This window comes from bacterium, assembly GCA_037147175.1.
In the GTDB taxonomy this organism is placed as follows: domain Bacteria; phylum Cyanobacteriota; class Vampirovibrionia; order Gastranaerophilales; family UBA9971; genus UBA9971.
This window is the reverse complement of the sequence record JBAWVS010000022.1, coordinates 1-18,301: the sequence shown is the minus strand read 5'-3', so window position 1 is coordinate 18,301 and position 18,301 is coordinate 1. Positions and strand designations below refer to the sequence as shown.

General features: G+C 33.2%; 17 protein-coding genes. 3 read left to right on the top strand and 14 right to left on the bottom strand.

The window, feature by feature from the left end; genetic code table 11:
• Positions 1 to 47: 47 nt before the first annotated feature.
• The 8 genes from WCG23_06790 to WCG23_06755 form a co-directional block, all read right to left on the bottom strand.
• Positions 48 to 1,202 carry a PD-(D/E)XK nuclease family protein gene (locus WCG23_06790; protein ID MEI8389578.1) on the bottom strand — a complete coding sequence of 385 codons (1,155 nt, stop codon included), beginning with the start codon at positions 1,200 to 1,202 and terminating at the stop codon, positions 48 to 50.
• Between the two features lie 3 nt (positions 1,203 to 1,205).
• Positions 1,206 to 2,030 carry an HD domain-containing protein gene (locus WCG23_06785; GenBank protein MEI8389577.1) on the bottom strand — a complete coding sequence of 275 codons (825 nt, stop codon included), beginning with the start codon at positions 2,028 to 2,030 and terminating at the stop codon, positions 1,206 to 1,208.
• A 64-nt stretch (positions 2,031 to 2,094) separates the two neighbouring features.
• The gene (locus WCG23_06780) at positions 2,095 to 2,424 is read right to left on the bottom strand and encodes an NIF family HAD-type phosphatase (GenBank protein MEI8389576.1); all 330 of its coding nucleotides are present in this window, start codon (positions 2,422 to 2,424) and stop codon (positions 2,095 to 2,097) included.
• Positions 2,425 to 2,769: 345 nt separating this feature from the next.
• Positions 2,770 to 3,483 carry a hypothetical protein gene (locus tag WCG23_06775; GenBank protein MEI8389575.1) on the bottom strand — a complete coding sequence of 238 codons (714 nt, stop codon included), beginning with the start codon at positions 3,481 to 3,483 and terminating at the stop codon, positions 2,770 to 2,772.
• Positions 3,473 to 4,243 (bottom strand): WG repeat-containing protein, encoded by a 771-nt coding sequence (locus WCG23_06770; GenBank protein MEI8389574.1) that lies wholly within the window; start codon positions 4,241 to 4,243, stop codon positions 3,473 to 3,475. Before WCG23_06770 ends, WCG23_06775 begins: the two co-directional genes overlap by 11 nt.
• A gap of 46 nt (positions 4,244 to 4,289) precedes the next feature.
• Positions 4,290 to 4,667 carry a response regulator gene (locus tag WCG23_06765; GenBank protein ID MEI8389573.1) on the bottom strand — a complete coding sequence of 126 codons (378 nt, stop codon included), beginning with the start codon at positions 4,665 to 4,667 and terminating at the stop codon, positions 4,290 to 4,292.
• A gap of 19 nt (positions 4,668 to 4,686) precedes the next feature.
• Positions 4,687 to 5,382 carry a hypothetical protein gene (locus WCG23_06760; GenBank protein MEI8389572.1) on the bottom strand — a complete coding sequence of 232 codons (696 nt, stop codon included), beginning with the start codon at positions 5,380 to 5,382 and terminating at the stop codon, positions 4,687 to 4,689.
• 83 nt (positions 5,383 to 5,465) lie between these two features.
• Positions 5,466 to 6,440, bottom strand: coding sequence for a WYL domain-containing protein (locus WCG23_06755; protein MEI8389571.1), 975 nt, complete (start codon positions 6,438 to 6,440; stop codon positions 5,466 to 5,468).
• 160 nt (positions 6,441 to 6,600) lie between these two features.
• On the opposite strand from WCG23_06755, the gene WCG23_06750 reads away from it, so the two are divergent.
• Genes WCG23_06750 through WCG23_06740 form a run of 3 tightly spaced genes read left to right on the top strand, consistent with a single transcriptional unit; the run spans position 6,601 to position 12,443 of the window.
• Positions 6,601 to 8,166, top strand: coding sequence for a type I restriction-modification system subunit M (locus WCG23_06750; protein MEI8389570.1), 1,566 nt, complete (start codon positions 6,601 to 6,603; stop codon positions 8,164 to 8,166).
• On the top strand, positions 8,166 to 9,317 hold the full coding sequence (locus WCG23_06745; GenBank protein MEI8389569.1) for a restriction endonuclease subunit S: 1,152 nt from the start codon (positions 8,166 to 8,168) through the stop codon (positions 9,315 to 9,317). The genes WCG23_06750 and WCG23_06745 overlap by 1 nt, the downstream gene beginning before the upstream one ends.
• Positions 9,318 to 12,443: a type I restriction endonuclease subunit R gene (locus WCG23_06740; protein MEI8389568.1), complete on the top strand. Its 3,126-nt coding sequence runs from the start codon at positions 9,318 to 9,320 to the stop codon at positions 12,441 to 12,443. It abuts the gene before it with no gap.
• A gap of 141 nt (positions 12,444 to 12,584) precedes the next feature.
• On the opposite strand, the gene WCG23_06735 is transcribed toward WCG23_06740, so the two are convergent.
• From WCG23_06735 to WCG23_06710, 6 genes are all read right to left on the bottom strand, one after another.
• Entirely contained in the window at positions 12,585 to 13,034 is a 450-nt protein-coding gene (locus WCG23_06735) for a phage virion morphogenesis protein (protein ID MEI8389567.1), read from the bottom strand.
• A complete protein-coding gene (locus WCG23_06730) occupies positions 13,006 to 13,839 on the bottom strand; it encodes a DNA adenine methylase (protein ID MEI8389566.1) in 834 nt (277 codons plus the stop codon). Before WCG23_06730 ends, WCG23_06735 begins: the two co-directional genes overlap by 29 nt.
• Positions 13,826 to 14,665, bottom strand: coding sequence for a phage minor head protein (locus tag WCG23_06725; protein ID MEI8389565.1), 840 nt, complete (start codon positions 14,663 to 14,665; stop codon positions 13,826 to 13,828). Before WCG23_06725 ends, WCG23_06730 begins: the two co-directional genes overlap by 14 nt.
• Positions 14,655 to 15,617: a site-specific DNA-methyltransferase gene (locus WCG23_06720; protein ID MEI8389564.1), complete on the bottom strand. Its 963-nt coding sequence runs from the start codon at positions 15,615 to 15,617 to the stop codon at positions 14,655 to 14,657. Before WCG23_06720 ends, WCG23_06725 begins: the two co-directional genes overlap by 11 nt.
• The gene (locus WCG23_06715) at positions 15,604 to 17,103 is read right to left on the bottom strand and encodes a DUF935 family protein (protein ID MEI8389563.1); all 1,500 of its coding nucleotides are present in this window, start codon (positions 17,101 to 17,103) and stop codon (positions 15,604 to 15,606) included. The genes WCG23_06720 and WCG23_06715 overlap by 14 nt, the downstream gene beginning before the upstream one ends.
• Positions 17,104 to 17,158: 55 nt before the next feature.
• Positions 17,159 to 18,301 (bottom strand): terminase family protein (locus WCG23_06710; protein ID MEI8389562.1); only part of this gene is annotated, 1,143 nt, incomplete at its 5' end.

Genomic DNA, 18,301 nt, shown 5'->3' with positions numbered 1-18,301 from the left:
TAATTACCTCCAAAATATTAACATGTTGATATTATCATAAGCTTACGTCAGTTTTGGTCACAACAAAGTAATGTCTTTAAATCATGCTTTAAGAGTTTTTCCAGATCGCAGATAAGAAGACTGGATAATTCTGAAATTTTTCTTTCAGATTCAATTTCTTGAAGAATTTGATATTTCCAATTTTCACCAAAACTATAATATTTTTTATTTTTTGGGGTTATATTCTTATCATTAAAAAACTCAAATTTTTCATCTTCAATTAAATTTTTAACAATTTTTGATAAATCCTTCTCTTTACTATATGATCCCAATGTAATCCTATAATGAGAAGCCGAAATCGTAAAACCAATTGCCATTTTCTCTTGATAAACAAAAAAATCTATAAAAACATTTTTAGTCAAACCGCTGTAATCAAGGTTTAATATCATACAATTATTAAATTTTAAAAATTCATTGTTTTTTTCGTCAATATCATCTCTAATATAAAATCTTATATCTGGTAATTTTTCTTTGATATTTTTTCTAATATATTTATAAACTTCTGACATGTAAATTCTTTTAAGGGTGCTTTCAAAATTCATATCAGATAATAAATCTTGTAAGTTTTTATCATTATTAAAAATTTCAAAAAAATCTTTATAGTTAGGATTTTTTTCTAATGCAAAAAGTTTTTTTATTTGAATAAAAGAATTAAGCATTTCAAGGTAGTTTTTTATGTAAGGATTTTTATCATGAACGTCTTTGAAAAAATCATTTAATTTTTCAGAAAGTCTTTCATAAGTTATATACTCCCAACCTATTTCATTTACATCAAAATATGGCTCAATGTAACTAATTAATAATTTGACTTCTTTTTTATCCGAACTCCTTTCATTAATGAATTTATCAATATTTCCATCTTTTTTACTATATTTATTTAACTGACCTTTGATTGGCATAGACTTAAATTTATTTTCTATTACTATAAATTTTTTGTCTGTTTCTATTACAAGATCAAAACTTTGCTTTTCTCTATAGACTTTTTCAAATTCACCATAATTATCTTTTTTATAGTCTTGTACAAAACATTTGATGGAATCCGGATATTGTTCAAGCATCCACGCCCAAAAGTTAGAATGAAACAATTCTTTTGAACATAAAGACATTCTAAATATCGGATTTTCTTTTAATTGATTCAGTATAATTTTTAATTCATTTTGCATTTTTTAAACTCTTTCTAACTCTTCAACACTTAATCTTCCGAGTCTTGAAGAAAGCATATCAATCTCGTGGAAAAGTTCAGCTTCTTTTGTTGCAGGTTCTACGAGGGCACCATAATCCTTTATCCCGTGATGAGAAGCTATAATATGTGCCAATTCAGGAAAACCATTCTGATTTGCCCAACTGAATCCCCAGTGAATATGACTTATCCACTCATTAATAAATTTTTCATCAACGGCAACAACGCCGGATTCCAAGTCGATAGTATATTCAAACATCTTACCTAAATCATGAGCTATACAACCTGTAAGCACTAATTCATGATTTATATCAACAGGAATCACAGGAAATATTGCTTTTGCAAACTCCACACACTCGATAGCATGCTGAATCAAGCCGCCTATGTAATTATGATGATGTGTTTTTGCAGCAGGAGAAGTCTTAAACAAGTTTTCGTTTTCAAATATAACTTCCATCAAAGAAGTTTTTAATTTGTCATCTTTAAAAGAATTAATAATCTCGAGAATTTTATCAAATAAAACTTGTCTTTCGGTTTCCGATAAACCTGTTCTGGCTTCCTTAATAAGTTTAATCTGCTTTATTTTTTCATTATTAAATTTTTCGTTATACTCAGACTCAATCACCGAGATAATATTGCCGACTCTTAATGCTTTTTTGTCAATCTTTACAAGAAAATCGCTCCATATTATGCAGTTAAAAGTTTCTTCATTTTGTATGTCTTTTATCTGTAGTTTAGCCATAGTGTCACCGTTCTTGGTTTCACCAACGCTAAAAGACACTATTTTATATTCGCCATCTTGCCTTAACACTCATTTTACTCCTGCTGTTTTGAAATAATTATATAAAAAACATGTTTAAGTTGTTTGAATTAATTTATTTCCAGTGTGGTTTGAAATTTTCAATTTCTTCAAGGATTTTTGTATAATCTCCATCGAATTTTAAAGCCCTGTCATCAATATATAGATACGCAGGCTCTTTTTTATTTGTAACGTCTTCAATATAGTCATTAAGAAAATATCTTATCAACCATTTATAAACCTTTTCCCTGTTTCTTGTAGTAAAAACGTAAACTTCATAAGTTTCAGAGAGTCTTTTTAAAAATTCTTTTGCATATGGCATAGGTTCAAACAGTTCATTATCTCCCTGCCAGCCGTTATAAGTATTTAGAACACCGTCAAAATCAATAAATATCTTCTTTTTCATAAATTTATCCTTAAATTTTTCTCTATGAGAATTATTTTCGCATAACAGTATGTCAGAATCGGACATTTATAATTTTTTGTATTTTTACACATGCCCGATACTGACATGTGTGTCTGATATGCTGAATTTATGAAAATTAAAATTAATAGAGTATTAGAATTTTTAACAGTAGTTGTTGCTTCTTATGCAATTATGGGATTGCTTGCTTTGCCGTTAGCATATTTTATAAAGTTTTTATTCCACATAAGGTTTGCAACAAGCTATTTATGCTGCTTTAAATGCCTGTATTTATTGTGTATTATCGGAGTGGGGTACATATTTTTTCGAGAAGCTTAAATACATTTTTTAATCAAAAAACTCCATAGTTAAGCACGGATGTTCATCATCACACCGATTACAATTTCCAAAAAATGAATATACAATTTTTGCCTTATTAGAGGTTATTGTGAACATTGGCAAATAATCTTCTCTTTTTAATTCAAATCCACAACCGCCAATATTATAGTTATAGGCATAATAATTGGCATCTGAAAGAAGCAAATAACTCTGAGAGGATTTGTTTTTCTTTATTTTCAGATAACCGTTTTTAAAATCGCTGACTTTGATTACTTCAACATACGGATAGATCTTTTGAATTTCGTTTACATCGAGTCTTTTATTATTGAATTTGCTTCCGGCAGCTATGATTTCGCTCATTTTAAGACTGGAATAATCAAAAGTATATAATTTGCCATTTTTTATAAAAGTTGAAACATTCTCCAATAACAGATTTTGGTTTAAATATTTAAGCTGATATGACGAAAAATAAAAAATATAACACTTACCTTCTTCGACTTTGCTAACCATTATGTCATCAGAAGCTAAAATATTATTTGCTTTATACTCTCTCCACTTGTTTGTAGAGTTTGAATATACATAAGAATAGCCTCTTTGTTGAATTTTTTCTTCATCAATTTTAAATTCTTGATTTTGTTTATAAATTCTCAACGCCAATAAAAATATGCCTAAACAAAGAAACAATGTTGTTGCAAAAATAAAAATATTCTTTTTATTTTGCATCTATTTCTCCATTTTCGTTATAATTCACAGTGTATTGCAAGCGTTTGCCTGTTTCATCAATATGATGCCATTTCCACTCATCAGCATCTTCAATATTTAGGGAATCGGAAACACACGCAAAACCATTTACAAATTCAAGAGCATTAATAAATTGATAAGGAATAATTAGTTCATTTTGTTGGTTAATATAGCCGAACAATCCATTATTACCACGCTTTGGGGTTAGATGTGGAGTGTAAATTGCAGGTATAGCAAATTGCATTAACAACTCTTCTTCTGTATTACAATATTTATAATCAATTTTTTCGCCCTTATCGTTAATCAAGCCTGCTTTACCATTTTTTACTGCCAAATATGTATTTTTCGCAAATTCATAAGGTAAAATATACCCTTCAGGTAAACCTCTGTAGTAAGTTTGAATAATTTGCTCATAATAACCAAGCGGTACAATTTCGTTCCCTTTATCGTCTATTAATCCTACAGAATCTCCTTTACCAGCAACAAAAGCTGTTCCTGTTAGGTTTTCCATAATAGAAAAATCGATGTTATTATATACACCATAAGGCACTATAATTTCTCCTGCTTTATTAAATAAAGCATATTTCTCGTAATTTCCCATAATCTCAACATGTGCAGCCTGTTCTAACACAACTTTTCCTGATGTATCAATCAGATAATGCTTATTGTCAGTGGATTTCATTTTAGCTAAGCCGGTTTCGCCAAAATCTTCTATATGCCAAACATCCAGATATTTTCTCATTTTCTTATATCCTCTAAAATTCGTCTAAAAATCAATAGGATTAAAATTATTCATTAAATTTATATTCCATAATGTCTTCGCATTTGTCTTTTGGAATGTAATTAACTCCGTATTTTGCAGCCATTTCGGCTATTTCTCCAACAGAAGATACAATAAAAATTTTCGAGTTACTGTACTCGCTCAATGATTGTATTTGTTTAATCAGCCATTCACCTGCATATAGCGGAGTAAAATCCTCCTCCATTTCCATATCGACAAGTATTATGTCATACGGAGCAAACATATTTTTTGTTATTATAAGATGTCCCTGTTTTGCAGAATTTGCACTATGAATCTCAACATTTTTTCCAAAATGATATTTTAGTGCAAATATATGCGTGTTTCTCCAATCAGGAGAATCATCAACTACAAGAATTTTTTTCATTTTTGTTGGCTTTCTTATTTTAAGTGCAAATTACTCCTGCACTAAAATTATTCTCGTCAATTAAAAAAATGCTCCAATCATGTAAATCGTTTATAGTATTAATGTTTTTTTTATTTTTATATTCTTTCAAAATATCTTTAAGTTCTTTGCATACTGAACATTTTTGGCATACATATGGAATTCTGAAATCAACCATAAACGGATGTATACAAGCATGAACACACCATTTAAGTCTGATTAGGTTTTCAGGTCTATTATCATAACCATTATTTGTAATATGGTGAACAGCACCATCACAAGGTCGCTCTCTTAAAAAGGTTTCTGCAGCAAATTCATATATATGCTTTGTAGTATTTAATTTTATTCCATTTGAAGACTCATTTTGTGCTAAAACTAAATAACCTCGCATTTCTTTACCTTTATCGTTTAACTTATTTTTTTGAGGCAATATTTCATCTTTATACTTTACTCTCGCTAAAGTGCTAACATGATATTTGCCTTCTGGATGTAGCCCCCATTGTTCTTCTTGTAGCAAAGGTGTTTTAATATCTTCAAAAATATATAGTTCTTTTTTATCTTGTCTATCTTTATCAATTAATTCTTGTGGAATAATTTTATTAATCAGCTCTTTTAAGGTGTAGCGATTATGAGTTGTTCCAATTTCATTTCCAAAATCATTAAAATTTTTAATACTTTGCTTGAAAACTTCTTCCATAATTTTATACCTTTCTGTTTTCTAACTTTATTATTATAAACTAGTTTAAAGCATGTGCGTGTCAAATGTGGACATGTATAAAATTAATCGTTTACTGTTTCCTGCGCTTTGTTTAATAAAGACAGATATTCCTGTTTTAAACTCTCCGGCTTGATGATTTTAACTTTATCTCCCCATTTGAAAATATGCCAACATATTTCAAGCATTCCACCAGCTTTAAATTGAAGTTTTATACTGCCATCTTTTTCTTCTTTAATTTTTTGGGTCGGGTGAAAATGAAAGTTTTTAACATCTTCTGCAACGGATTTATCGAACAACAATGTAATAGGAACAGGTTTTTCCTGATAAATCCCAAAGGAATTATTTGCGTATGACTCAAGAGAGAAAGACTCATCTTTTTCGAAATACTCATCAAGGATTTCCATAGACTTGATATTAGAGAGATTATATAGCCTTAACGCTTTTCTTTCAGGGTTATATGCTACAAGAAAATGTTTTTCTGCATACATAACGCCGTAAGGATGAATATTACATTCCTGAATTTCTTTGTTTTTGTTTTCATATACAATATGCAGAACTTTATATGCTTTTATTGCTTCTCTGATTTTGCTTAACAGCTCTCTTGAAACTTTAAATCTTGGATATTGCCGAATTGCATATCCTTCAGCTTCCATCACTGCCTCAATATCAGTTTCTAATTTGCTTATATCGTTTTTGTTCAAGGCTTTGATTTTAAGAATAACATCCTCAATAATTTCAGCTTTATTTTCCAGTCCATCAACATGAAGTTTTTTCTTTGTGTTTTCAAGTTCCGCAATTTCATCGGAAGTAAAAGAAACAAGATTTAAACTGCTGTTTAGTTTCCATCGCCTGATTTTGTCAGGTGTATCAAAGTACTCAATATCCGGGAAAAGCCTAACAACAGCATCACGCATTCTCTCTGCTGTTCTGCGTGATACTCTGAAATTTTCCTGAATATCATATAATGACAAACCATAAGGGGTTGTTTGTAGCAAAATTGCCAGTTTTAATATATCTTCTACTCTTTCGTAACGCATTTATAAGTCCCTTCTTGTAAACATTGTTTATATTACACTACATTAAGCCCATATGTCAAAAAAGGACATAAACAACTACTTTTGTGTATTATTAAACAATAAATAATAACCTGTTTATGCTAGAATCTTTATAAATAATTATAGTAGAGTGGAAATATTTATGGATAATAAAAAAGAACAAGAGCGTACAGAATTGCATCGCACAATTTGGAGTATCGCTGATGACCTTAGGGGGAGTGTTGACGGGTGGGATTTTAAGCAATATGTTTTAGGGATATTGTTTTACAGATATATATCAGAAAATTTAACCAATTATATCAACAAAGGCGAAATTGAATCCGGCAACAAAGATTTTAATTATGCAAAATTGAGCGATGAACAAGCGAAAGAAGCCAAGGATGAATTGGTAACAACAAAAGGCTTTTTTATATATCCAAGTGAATTATTTGAAAATGTAAAACAAAATGCTTCAAATGATGAAAATTTAAATGAAACTCTTGAAAAAATATTTAAAAATATTGAACATTCTGCTATTGGCTCAGAAAGCGAATCCGATTTAAAAGGATTGTTTGATGATATTGATGTTAACAGTAAAAAACTAGGTGGAACTGTCATTGAACGGAATAAGAACTTAGTAAAATTGATAGATGGTGTTTTTAAAATGAACTTGGGCGATTTTAAAGACAATACCATCGATGCATTTGGCGATGCGTATGAGTTTTTAATGAGTATGTACGCATCAAAAGCAGGTAAAAGCGGAGGCGAATTCTTTACACCCCAAGAAGTTTCAGAATTACTTACAAAAATTGCTCTTGTCGGAAAAACAGAAGTAAACAAAGTTTATGACCCTGCTTGCGGTAGTGGTTCATTACTTTTAAATTTTGCAAAAATTCTTGGAAAAGATAACGTAAGACAAGGTTTTTATGGTCAAGAAGTAAATATTACAACATATAACTTGTGCCGTATCAATATGTTTTTACACGATATTGACTATGACAAATTTGATATTTCTCACGGAGATACCCTTATAGATCCAAAACATTGGGATGATGAACCGTTTGAAGCTATCGTTTCAAATCCTCCTTATTCTATAAACTGGGAAGGTGATGATAATTCTCTGTTGATAAATGATCCAAGGTTCTCACCTGCCGGGGTTCTAGCTCCAAAGTCAAAAGCTGATTTGGCATTTATAATGCATTCACTTTCTTGGCTTGCGACTAACGGAACAGCAGCTATTGTATGCTTCCCGGGGATAATGTATAGATGCGGTGCTGAACAAAAGATAAGAAAATATTTGATTGATAACAATTTTGTTGATTGCGTGATTCAATTGCCCGGTAATTTGTTCTTTGGAACACCAATTGCAACTTGTATAATGGTATTGAAAAAATCAAAGAGTGATAATTCAACTTTATTTATTGATGCAAGCAAAGAGTGCGTAAAGATAACGAATAATAACAAGTTGAAAGAAGCTAATATCAATTCTATTCTTCAAACATACATAGACCGTAAAGATAAAGAGTATGCTTCAAAACTTGTTCCAAATTCAAAAATAGAAGAAAAAGATTATAATTTGTCGGTAAGCACTTATGTAGAACAAGAAGACACTCGGGAAATCGTTGATATAACCAAGCTTAATAAAGAAATTGAGAGAATTGTTACACGTGAACAAGAATTAAGAACCGAAATAGATAAGATTGTCGCTGAAATCGAGGCAGGTTCCTAATGAGTAAATTAGATGAATTAATTGAAAAATTATGTCCTGACGGGGTAGAATATAAAACTTTGGCTGAAATTGGAACTATTACGAGAGGTAATGGTCTTAAAAAATCAGACTTTACCGAATCTGGAGTGCAATGCATTCATTATGGTCAAATATATACCTATTATGGAACATTTACAAACACTACTAAATCATTTGTATCAAAAGAACTAGCAAAGACTTTAAAAAAAGTAAATAAAGACGATATTATAATAGCTGTTACCAGTGAAAACTTAGATGATGTGTGTAAATGCGTTGCATGGTTGGGCGATGAAGAAATTGTTACAGGTGGACATACTGCGATTTTCAAGCATAATCAAAATGCAAAATTTATTGCATATTGGCTACAAACACGAGCATTCTTTGCACAAAAAGCTAAAATTGCACAAGGGACAAAAGTCATTGAAGTAACACCATCTAAATTAGAAAAAATATTAATCCCTGTACCTCCAATGGAGGTACAACGTGAAATTGTCCGAATTTTGGACAATTTCACGGAGCTTACAGCGGAGCTTACAGCGGAGCTTACAGCTAGAAAAAAACAGTATGAGCATTATCGAGATTCACTTCTTGTGTTTGGTGATGATGAAAATGTTAATTGGATGATTTTGGGAGATGTTCTTACAATTAAAAACGGTAAAGACTATAAGAGTTTTCCTAGTGGTGATATCCCTGTCTATGGTACAGGGGGGATTATTAATTATATTGATAGGTTTGCGTACAATAAACCGTCTGTACTTATACCTAGAAAAGGCTCGATTGGTAAACTTTACTATCTCGATACTCCGTTTTGGACAGTTGACACAATTTTTTATACAGATATAAATACAGATATTGTTGTACCTAAGTACATTTATTACTATCTTAAAATGCAACATTTAGAAAATCTTAATACTGCTGGAGGTGTACCGAGTCTTACACAAACTGTATTAAATAAAGTACAAATTCCAGTCCCACCACTTCTTGAGCAAGAGCGTATTGTTGCAATCTTAGACAGGTTTGATGCGTTGTGTAATGATATTTCAATAGGTTTGCCTGCTGAGATTGAAGCTAGAAAAAAACAATATGAATATTATCGTGATAAATTATTATCATTCGAGGAGAAAGTCGCATAAATGGGTTATAACATAGTTGCAAGTACAAACGAAAGCACGGTTGTTGCCGAATATAAACCGACAGAAGCTCGTTCTGATTCTTACCAGAGCGAAGCTCAATTAGAACACGAGTTTATACAGTTATTGTCTTCTCAAAGCTATGATTATTTAACCATTCGCAATGAGGCTGAACTTATTTCAAATCTTAGATTGCAACTTGAACAATTAAACGATTACAAATTTTCTGATAGTGAATGGAAAAGTTTTTTCAACAACAATCTTACAAACAAAAATGAAAGTATTATTGAAAAAACAAGAAAAATCCAAGCAGATCATATTCAAATATTAAAACGGGATAATGGCGAAACAAAAAACATTTATTTATTAGACAAAAAGAATATCCATAACAATAAACTTCAAGTAATTAATCAATATGAAGAAGCTGAAGGCAATCACAACACTCGATATGATGTAACAATATTAGTAAACGGTTTGCCATTGCTTCATGTTGAACTAAAACGCAGAGGCGTTGCAATAAGAGAAGCATTTAATCAAATCAAACGTTATCAAAGAGACAGTTTTTGGGCTTCATCAGGGTTATACGAGTATATTCAAATATTTGTCATCTCAAACGGCACTCATACAAAATATTATTCAAACACTACAAGAGACAGCCACATAAAAGAAGCAAATTCCGGTCAAAAAACAAAAAGCAAAAAAACGAGTAATAGTTTTGAATTCACTTCGTTTTGGGCTGACGGTAACAACAAAGTTATTGCGGATCTTGTTGATTTTACAAAGACATTTTTGTCAAAACATACCTTGTTAAACGTATTAACAAAGTATTGTGTATTCACATCTGACGATTTATTGCTTGTAATGCGACCTTACCAAATAGCAGCTTGCGAAAGAATTTTATCAAGAATTCAAGTTTCAACAAATTATAAAAAAGTCGGTACTATAAAAGCAGGCGGCTATATTTGGCATACAACAGGAAGCGGAAAAACTCTCACATCTTTCAAAACTGCACAATTAGCAACAAATTTAACATACATTGACAAGGTTTTATTTGTCGTTGACCGTAAAGATTTAGATTATCAAACTATGAAAGAGTATGACAAATTTGAAAAAGGTGCGGCAAACAGTAATAAGTCGACAAGAGTTTTGCAAAAACAGCTTGAAAGTGATAATACAAAAATTATTATCACAACTATTCAAAAATTAGGCGTATTTATTTCTAAAAACAAAGATCATGAAATATTCAAAAAGCATATGGTTCTTATTTTTGATGAATGCCACCGCTCTCAATTTGGGGATTTACATTCACAAATAGTTAAAGCGTTTAAAAATTATAATTTGTTTGGGTTTACCGGAACGCCGATTTTTGCCAAAAATTCTGCATCAGGCGGCAACCCTTTATTGAAAACAACTCCTCAAGTATTTGGCGGTGAACCTGATGAAGAGGGCAAAGAAGTTCTATCATTGCATACATACACAATCGTTAATGCGATTAACGACAATAACGTTTTGCCTTTCCGTATTGATTACATAAATACAATGAAAGAAAAAGACGGAACTAAAGATAAGCAAGTTAAAGCTATAGACAGAGAAAAAGCACTAGCTTCTCCGGAACGTATAAGCAATATTGTGGATTACGTTTTAGATCACTTTAACCAAAAAACAAAGAGAAATGATAAATCCTATATTTTTAACAAGCTCACAAATATCAGTGATGTTATAACCGCAAACGAGCGTACAAACGTAGAGGAAATCAAACAAAAAGTCAGATTATCAGGTTTTAATTCAATTTTTGCGGTTAGTTCGATTCCTGTTGCAAAACAGTACTATGAAGAATTCAAAAAACAATTAGCTGAAAAACGTAAAGACCTTACAATAGCAACAATCTTCAGTTTTAGTGCAAATGAAGAAGACCCTGATGATATTTTATTAGATGAAGAAAGTTTTGATACTGAAAATTTAGATAAACCGTCAAGGGAGTTTTTAGAATATTCAATTCAAGACTATAACGCAAAATTCAGCACAAACTATGATACTTCAGCAGACAAGTTTCAAAACTACTACAAAGACGTTTCATTAAGAATGAAAAACCGTGAAATAGATTTACTGATTGTTGTTAATATGTTCTTAACCGGCTTTGATGCCACAACATTAAACACTCTTTGGGTTGATAAAAACTTAAAATACCACGGACTTATTCAAGCATTTTCAAGAACAAACAGAATTTTAAATTCGGTCAAAACTTTTGGCAATATTGTTTGTTTTAGAGATTTGCAAGAGGCAACAGATAAAGCCATAGCTTTATTTGGTGATGAAAAGGCAGGAAGCATTGTTCTTTTAAAAACATATAATGAGTATTACAACGGTTACACAGATGACAATGGCAAGCATTTTGCCGGTTATGATGAATTAATAAATAAGCTAAAAAGCATATTTCCTCTTGGACAAGCTATTATTGGTGAAAAGAATCAAAAAGATTTTATTTCATTATTTGGTACAATCCTAAGATTAAGAAATATTCTGACTGCGTTTGATGATTTTACAAACGACAATAAAATTTCAGAAAGAGATTTACAAGACTATCAAAGTATTTATATCGACTTGTATCAAGAATATTCTAATAAAGAACAAGTGGATAAAGAAAATATAAACGATGATATTATTTTTGAAATTGAACTCATAAAACAAGTAGAGATTAACATTGATTATATTCTCATGCTTGTTGCAAAATATCATAAATCTAACTGTGAAGATAAAAATATTCTTACCAGTATACAAAAAGCAATCGATTCAAGTATTGAACTTCGTAGCAAAAAGCAACTTATTGAAAGCTTTATTGATACAGTAAATGTTTCAACTCAAGTTGAAGAAGATTGGAAGAATTTTGTTAATACCCAAAAAGAAACAGATTTATCAACTATAATTCAAGAAGAACAACTCAAGGAAGAAGAAACAAAAACCTTTGTTGATAACTCATTTAGAGATGGAACACTTAAAACAACCGGCACTGATTTAGATAAAATTTTACCGCCGATTTCACGTTTCGGTGGAGGACAAAGACAACAAAAGAAAGAATCTGTTATTGATAAACTTTTGAGATTCTTTGAAAAATATATCGGGCTGGTATAAATTTAATAATTTATCGCTTATGATTTTTTTTATTATTGCTAGAAAGAACTCTCCAAAAGAGGTTGGTGGTCAAATTGACCACCAACCTCAAACTCAAGAGAAAAAGGTCTTAACAGTTTTTCTCAACTATATGCAAACAAATTATTCCTGAACATAATTTTGAACTTCTTCTAAAATTTCAACTTTTTCCTTCTCTCCCAACATCAAAAATGGTCGGGCAGGAATTTTAACTTTTTTATTTTTACCGGCATTGCCGCCGAATTGCTGAATAGCAGCATAAGCCTTGTTTGTCCCGACAATAGCAGAATTATCGTCATATTTGCTGGTAATAGAAACCGCAAGCTCGCCACGCATAGTAAGAATAGTACAAGGATAATAGCCTTTTTTCTTTCTCTGCTTGATTGTAACTTCGGAAAGTTCTTGCCATTTTTCAGGTCTGCCTTCTTTTTCAAAATTTTCCTCGACAGAATCCATCATAATTCCGGCAATATTTTTCATGAGCGGACGAAGATTTTCAGTTTTAGCAATTAATTTCTTGAGGAGTTGCTGTATTTCTTTATCCTCAATCTTTATTTCTATCGGTTCCGGCATAAAATTTTTCCTTTATCGGATAATTTGCAATCAAAAGTTCTTTAAACATTTTGTTTTTGCGGTCATCTCCCTGCTTATTGTTGATGCCGTTAAGTCTTTCAGTTGCAATCATTTCATAACCTTTGTAAAGCTCACGAATGATGGGAGCATCATCATAGGACAATAAAAATCTGCCTTGAATTTGTCCGAGAGTCGCTCTTAGCCTTTCATGGTCAAATCCTTTAGTAGTTGTTACCGCATAACCGGCTCCGCAACTGTAGGGAGGGTCGCAGTAGAAAAACGCATCTACATGGTCGTATTGCTTAATAAATGCTTCAAAGTCCTTGTTTTCAATTAAGACTTTATCAAGCCGTTTGTGAATAGAATCTATTCTGGTCAGTGTGTTTTCCTGACTTTTGCACGCTCCGCCACAGGATTTTCTTGTACATCCGAAAGATTCGCCCCTGCCTCCAAAAGAGCGGGTTATCAAGTAAAAAAACTGAACAGCTTTCTGGATATCTGTTATCGGTATCATTTTTAGGAACTGTATAAACATTTCCCTGCTTCCAAGCAGATATTTTAGTTCTTCCTTTAAAGCGTATGGATGATATTTTACTATTCTAAAAAGATTAACAAGTCTGCCATCAAGGTCATTGTAAACTTCAACATCAGCCCATTTGTCTTTATAGAAAAGCACCCAGCCACCACCACCGAAAACTTCGAGGTATGAAACGATATCAGTCGGAATTAAAGGTGCAATAGCTTTTCTCAGTAGCCGCTTACCTCCAACCCAGTTAATTAAATATCTTCTGTCAATTGTTGCCATTGTTTTGCCTCCAATCTCTTAATTTTCCGGGGTTGTAGCTCCAACCTGCATCCGGTGAAACTTTATGACCTGTTAATGAATCCGTATAAACTGCAACAGGTTTTTCTTCGCCTGTTTTTTTAGAAATAACTCTCATTTCTTCGGATAATTGCCCTTTTGAAGAATCAACATCAAGATTTCTGTTTTTTATGTTGTCATCTGACAATGCCCTGACTCTGCACCTGCATCCCCAGCCGTTGGGAGGATAGAACGAATTCCAGAACTCATCGTCATACCTAAAAACTCTGCCGTTCAAAATTGCGTGAGACGGTCGTGTCCTTCTGTCCATAACAGCCACATATTGAAAATACGGACGATTTTCTGTGTTATCAATTTGTTCTTTGTACCTGCCAGCCATATAGGAAGTCTGAATATTTGTCCTGTAAATAGTTTTCAACCGCCACGGTGTTCCAAGTTTAATTGTGACAATTTCTTCTCCGTCTGTAATTAGTGATTTGTCTTTTATCAGCTTGCGTTTTACAAGTTCATCTCTTACTTCATCTGGAGTTCCTGAAATAATTCCCCACCAGCCTTTGTCTTTCAGCTTCGGTTCAAGTTCTTTTTGAAACTGTTTCAGGGTAAGTCCTTCATCCAGAGATTTCTGAACAATTTCCCTGATGTCATCAAGGATGTCTTTTCTCATGACTTTAGCAACGGTGAATGACCTTGTATGAGCATCCTGCCAAACTTCATGCCAATCCCAAGAGAACTTATACCCCTTGGATTTAAGATATTTTATAGCCTGCTCCGGCTGAAGAGTTATCAAATATTTTAAGTCAGGCTGCATTTATTCTATCCTCAGACATTTTTGCGTATTCGGGGTTTAATTCTATGCCAAGCCAGTTGCGGTTTAACTTTTTAGCAACCAATCCTGTTGTTCCACTGCCCATAAAAGGATCAAGAACTATGCCGTTTTCAGGACAGCCTGCTTTTATAGGCGTTTCGATAAGTTTCGGAGGATATACAGCAAAGTGTGCTCCGCTAAAATTTGTTGTAGAAATATTCCAAACTGCACGTTTATTTTTTCCGGTAAGTTTTCCAGTTAAAACTTTCTGCTGAATTTTTTCAAAGTTTTCTTTACTTAACCCCTGATAAAAACTGCCTTTATTTTCATTGCATCCGGTTTTGCAGCGTTTTATTGTTGATTCTTTAAAGGGTTCTATTTGTTGTTCAAAATAATATTTGCGTTTTTTAGAAAAAAAGAAGAAGTATTCAAAATCGACTGTGAACCTGTCTTTTGCACTTGTCGGTGTGCAATTTGGTTTTTGCCAAATGATTACGTTTCTTAAAATCCAGCCTCTGTTTACCATCTCAACTGCAAACCTGAACGGAATTAAAAGCAGACTTTTATCATATTTGCCTCTTGCATGTGCAATTTTTGGCATATAGCTCAAATCATCTGGCAGGAAAGAGTTCTTGCCTTTAGAATATCCTGAGTAAGACAAACCCATACAGCTTCCGCCGTAAGTGTCGCCAATATTAACCCAGCAAGTTCCTGAATCTTTTAGAACTCTTTTGGCTTCATCAAAAATATCGCAAAGATGTTCAATGTACCGGTTAAAATCAGGTTCTGACCCCAGTTCTCCTTGCCAGCCGTCATTCCAAGTAACAGGATTTGTGCCGTAATCTCGCAATGCCCAATATGGCGGTGAGGTTACAACACAGTCTACTGTTTGATCCGGAATTTGTTTGAGTGAATTTAAGCTGTCTCCAACTATCATTTTGTTAATCAAGTCCATATAATCTGCCCCAAACTTCTGATATAAATATCGCTTTTTGTAACACTTTTTCTATTTGATTTGTTTCCAGCCCTTGCTCTGCAAGTTTTTCCTGAATTTCTTCATAAGAACTTGCATTATTTACAAGTTCCATGACAGAGCCGAAAATTGTTTTTGCTTGCCCTTGCAATTCATCAGCCGTAAAAGATTCTATAAAATTATCAATGGCTTTCTGATCAGGGAATGATAAAGCCTCTTCTTTAAAAGTTTTAAAATTGTGTTCCATTGCAGCAGGTGACTGAATCTCCTTTGCAGGCTTAGCAATAGGAGTTTCTTCAATCTCCAAATCATCTTCTTCAAAGCCGTAAGCTCTCATTGCATATTTTTTTGTAAACTTAAATCCTGATTCGGAGAGAATTTTGTCACGCTGGGCAAGCGTTAAATCGACATCTTCCTCTTCGTACATGGAAAATTCAGGAATATTATTCTCTGCGAAATTCAACTCATAAATCCACTTAATAAGCTGGTTCAGAGTTCTTTCAACTATGCGTTTGTCTGCATCAATAATGTCTTTTCTGACATTCATATGAGTATTTGATGCGGCATAACTGCCCTTGCTTCCAATTTCTGTTGTTAAAGTCTGCCCTAAAATTGCTTTGGAAACTTCAGCATTCATTTTGTCGATGAGCCGCTCATAAACATCAGAGCCTGAATTTTTGGACGATTCCATAATTTCTATGGCAGAATCATTTGGTATAACAGCAATTGCATCCTGAACCATTCTTTCGAGGATGTCTGCAAGATTTGCAGTGTCTCCTGTGCCACGAGGATGTTTGCCGACTAAAAACGGCATCCCGTATTTTTCAGTAAATGCTATCCAGTAATTTAATCCGCCGTTTTTCAGAGTTATACTCCAGAAAATACGAGCCATTGTTCTTTCGCCATAAGGATTCTGATAGCTTGGGTTGTACTGCGGACACAGGAATTTTCTTTCCGGCAATAATTCTCCGTTAAAATTGTCTTTTGTTTTTAGTTTCAGGTTATTGTCTATATCGAAGACAAACCATTCCGGAGGCTTTGCCTTGATTTCTGTCGGTAAAATCAAGTTGCCCTGCTGCTGCCACATAACTTCAAGAGGCTGGAAGCCAAACAAAACAGCATCAAGAATTTCTGTGATTATGGTGTTTAAATCAAGACTGCTGAAAACAGATTCAATAATTTTTGCCTGTCTTGATTTTGCTTTACCCCTGTCGATTTCCCATTCGAGAGAAAGAACACCGGCTTTTCTCGACTGCACGCAAGCCCAAACGTGCGGATCTGCAAGGAGTTCTCTGTAGACACGAATATCTTTACCCTGACTTCTCAGCATAGGGTCGGGGTCGGGAAGATTTTGCAGTATGGAATAAAAATCAATCGAGCGTTTTCTTGATGCAATTTCATTGCTGAGGCTGGTTTTAACCTCATTGAAAAGCACATATTCTCGCTCATTAATCCATAATTTTTTCATTGCAAAATTTCCCTTTAAGTGTCTTAAAGTGTTATGGGATTATATCTTTGGTTTTTTAGCGGTTGCGGAAATAATCGAGGTTTGATTTTTTAAACAAGCCCTTTGTCATATCTATGCTTTTTCGCCGCATTCTAGTTTCTACCTGCATAGGCTCATAGTTTGTTTTTGAAGCATAAAGTGCTAAAGCTAATGCCCAGAACCTGTCTGCATGACCGTCTGTTTCTGTTCTTTCAACATCAAACTTGACGGTATTTCCCTGCAAGACCGGTAATCTTCTGAGGGAATGCAAGTCGTCCCTGACTTCCCGCTCCGAATGAATGTAAACAGTTTTGTTTTCAAAATGTACTCTGAGTCCATAGGCAAGATTCTCTTTCACTTTTGGATTAAAAGTTATCGGTTCAATAAGATAACCGAACTTGTCTTGGGCAAATTCGGCTAATGGTTTGCCCATACCTGTTGCATCCATACTGCACCTTCTGAGGTTCGGATGGCTGAGAATGTCGTATAAAACTTTTTGCTGTATGTGATATGGAGTGTTTTTAAGAATTTCAAGCCGTCTTGTATAGCAAATGTTGTCCCGCTTTTCCAGCACCCATATTGCTGTTAAATCTTTTACCCTGCCTATATCCATTCCCACATAAATATCGCCTGTCATTTCTTCCGGCATTTTTAAAATATTTTCAAGTTCGCAGGAAACAATCATATCGTACGGAATAAAAGATGTAGATTCATCAACAGGGATACAGCAAAATTCCTGCTTCCAAGTATAATCGTCAAAACAGTCTGTTTCCTGCTCTTTTAACCATTCTTGCCGTTCTTCTTCTGTGGTTTCCCTCTTGAATATTTTATCAACAAATCCTTCGTCAACTGCAAGCTGTATGGGTGTTGAATGCAGGCTCCATTTTCTTTTTTTCTGCTTGATACTTTCAACAAATTGGTAAAATTTGCTGGATTGCCCGTTATGCGTTGATAAAATTCTGAGAGGAAATCCCCATGTAATACAAGGTTTCGCTGCCATCCATAATTCTTTTGGGTTGTTATGGTGTGCAAATTCATCAAGAACAACTTTTCCTTCTTTTGAGCGGAATGCTTTTGGGTTGGAACTCAACGCTTTAATTTTTCTGCCGTTTGCAAACTCGATAATATATGCTTTTAAATCTGCATCAGAGTGAATTATTGTTTTGCCGTAAGGTTTTGC

Excerpts from the sequence above, each read along its gene's own strand:
- WCG23_06790 (MEI8389578.1), bottom strand. The coding sequence starts at position 1,202 with ATGCAAAATGAATTAAAAATTATACTGAATCAATTAAAAGAAAATCCG.
- WCG23_06780 (MEI8389576.1), bottom strand. The coding sequence starts at position 2,424 with ATGAAAAAGAAGATATTTATTGATTTTGACGGTGTTCTAAATACTTAT.
- WCG23_06775 (MEI8389575.1), bottom strand. The coding sequence starts at position 3,483 with ATGCAAAATAAAAAGAATATTTTTATTTTTGCAACAACATTGTTTCTT.
- WCG23_06770 (MEI8389574.1), bottom strand. The coding sequence starts at position 4,243 with ATGAGAAAATATCTGGATGTTTGGCATATAGAAGATTTTGGCGAAACC.
- WCG23_06765 (MEI8389573.1), bottom strand. The coding sequence starts at position 4,667 with ATGAAAAAAATTCTTGTAGTTGATGATTCTCCTGATTGGAGAAACACG.
- WCG23_06760 (MEI8389572.1), bottom strand. The coding sequence starts at position 5,382 with ATGGAAGAAGTTTTCAAGCAAAGTATTAAAAATTTTAATGATTTTGGA.
- WCG23_06755 (MEI8389571.1), bottom strand. The coding sequence starts at position 6,440 with ATGCGTTACGAAAGAGTAGAAGATATATTAAAACTGGCAATTTTGCTA.
- WCG23_06750 (MEI8389570.1), top strand. The coding sequence starts at position 6,601 with ATGGATAATAAAAAAGAACAAGAGCGTACAGAATTGCATCGCACAATT.
- WCG23_06745 (MEI8389569.1), top strand. The coding sequence starts at position 8,166 with ATGAGTAAATTAGATGAATTAATTGAAAAATTATGTCCTGACGGGGTA.
- WCG23_06740 (MEI8389568.1), top strand. The coding sequence starts at position 9,318 with ATGGGTTATAACATAGTTGCAAGTACAAACGAAAGCACGGTTGTTGCC.
- WCG23_06735 (MEI8389567.1), bottom strand. The coding sequence starts at position 13,034 with ATGCCGGAACCGATAGAAATAAAGATTGAGGATAAAGAAATACAGCAA.
- WCG23_06730 (MEI8389566.1), bottom strand. The coding sequence starts at position 13,839 with ATGGCAACAATTGACAGAAGATATTTAATTAACTGGGTTGGAGGTAAG.
- WCG23_06725 (MEI8389565.1), bottom strand. The coding sequence starts at position 14,665 with ATGCAGCCTGACTTAAAATATTTGATAACTCTTCAGCCGGAGCAGGCT.
- WCG23_06720 (MEI8389564.1), bottom strand. The coding sequence starts at position 15,617 with ATGGACTTGATTAACAAAATGATAGTTGGAGACAGCTTAAATTCACTC.
- WCG23_06715 (MEI8389563.1), bottom strand. The coding sequence starts at position 17,103 with ATGAAAAAATTATGGATTAATGAGCGAGAATATGTGCTTTTCAATGAG.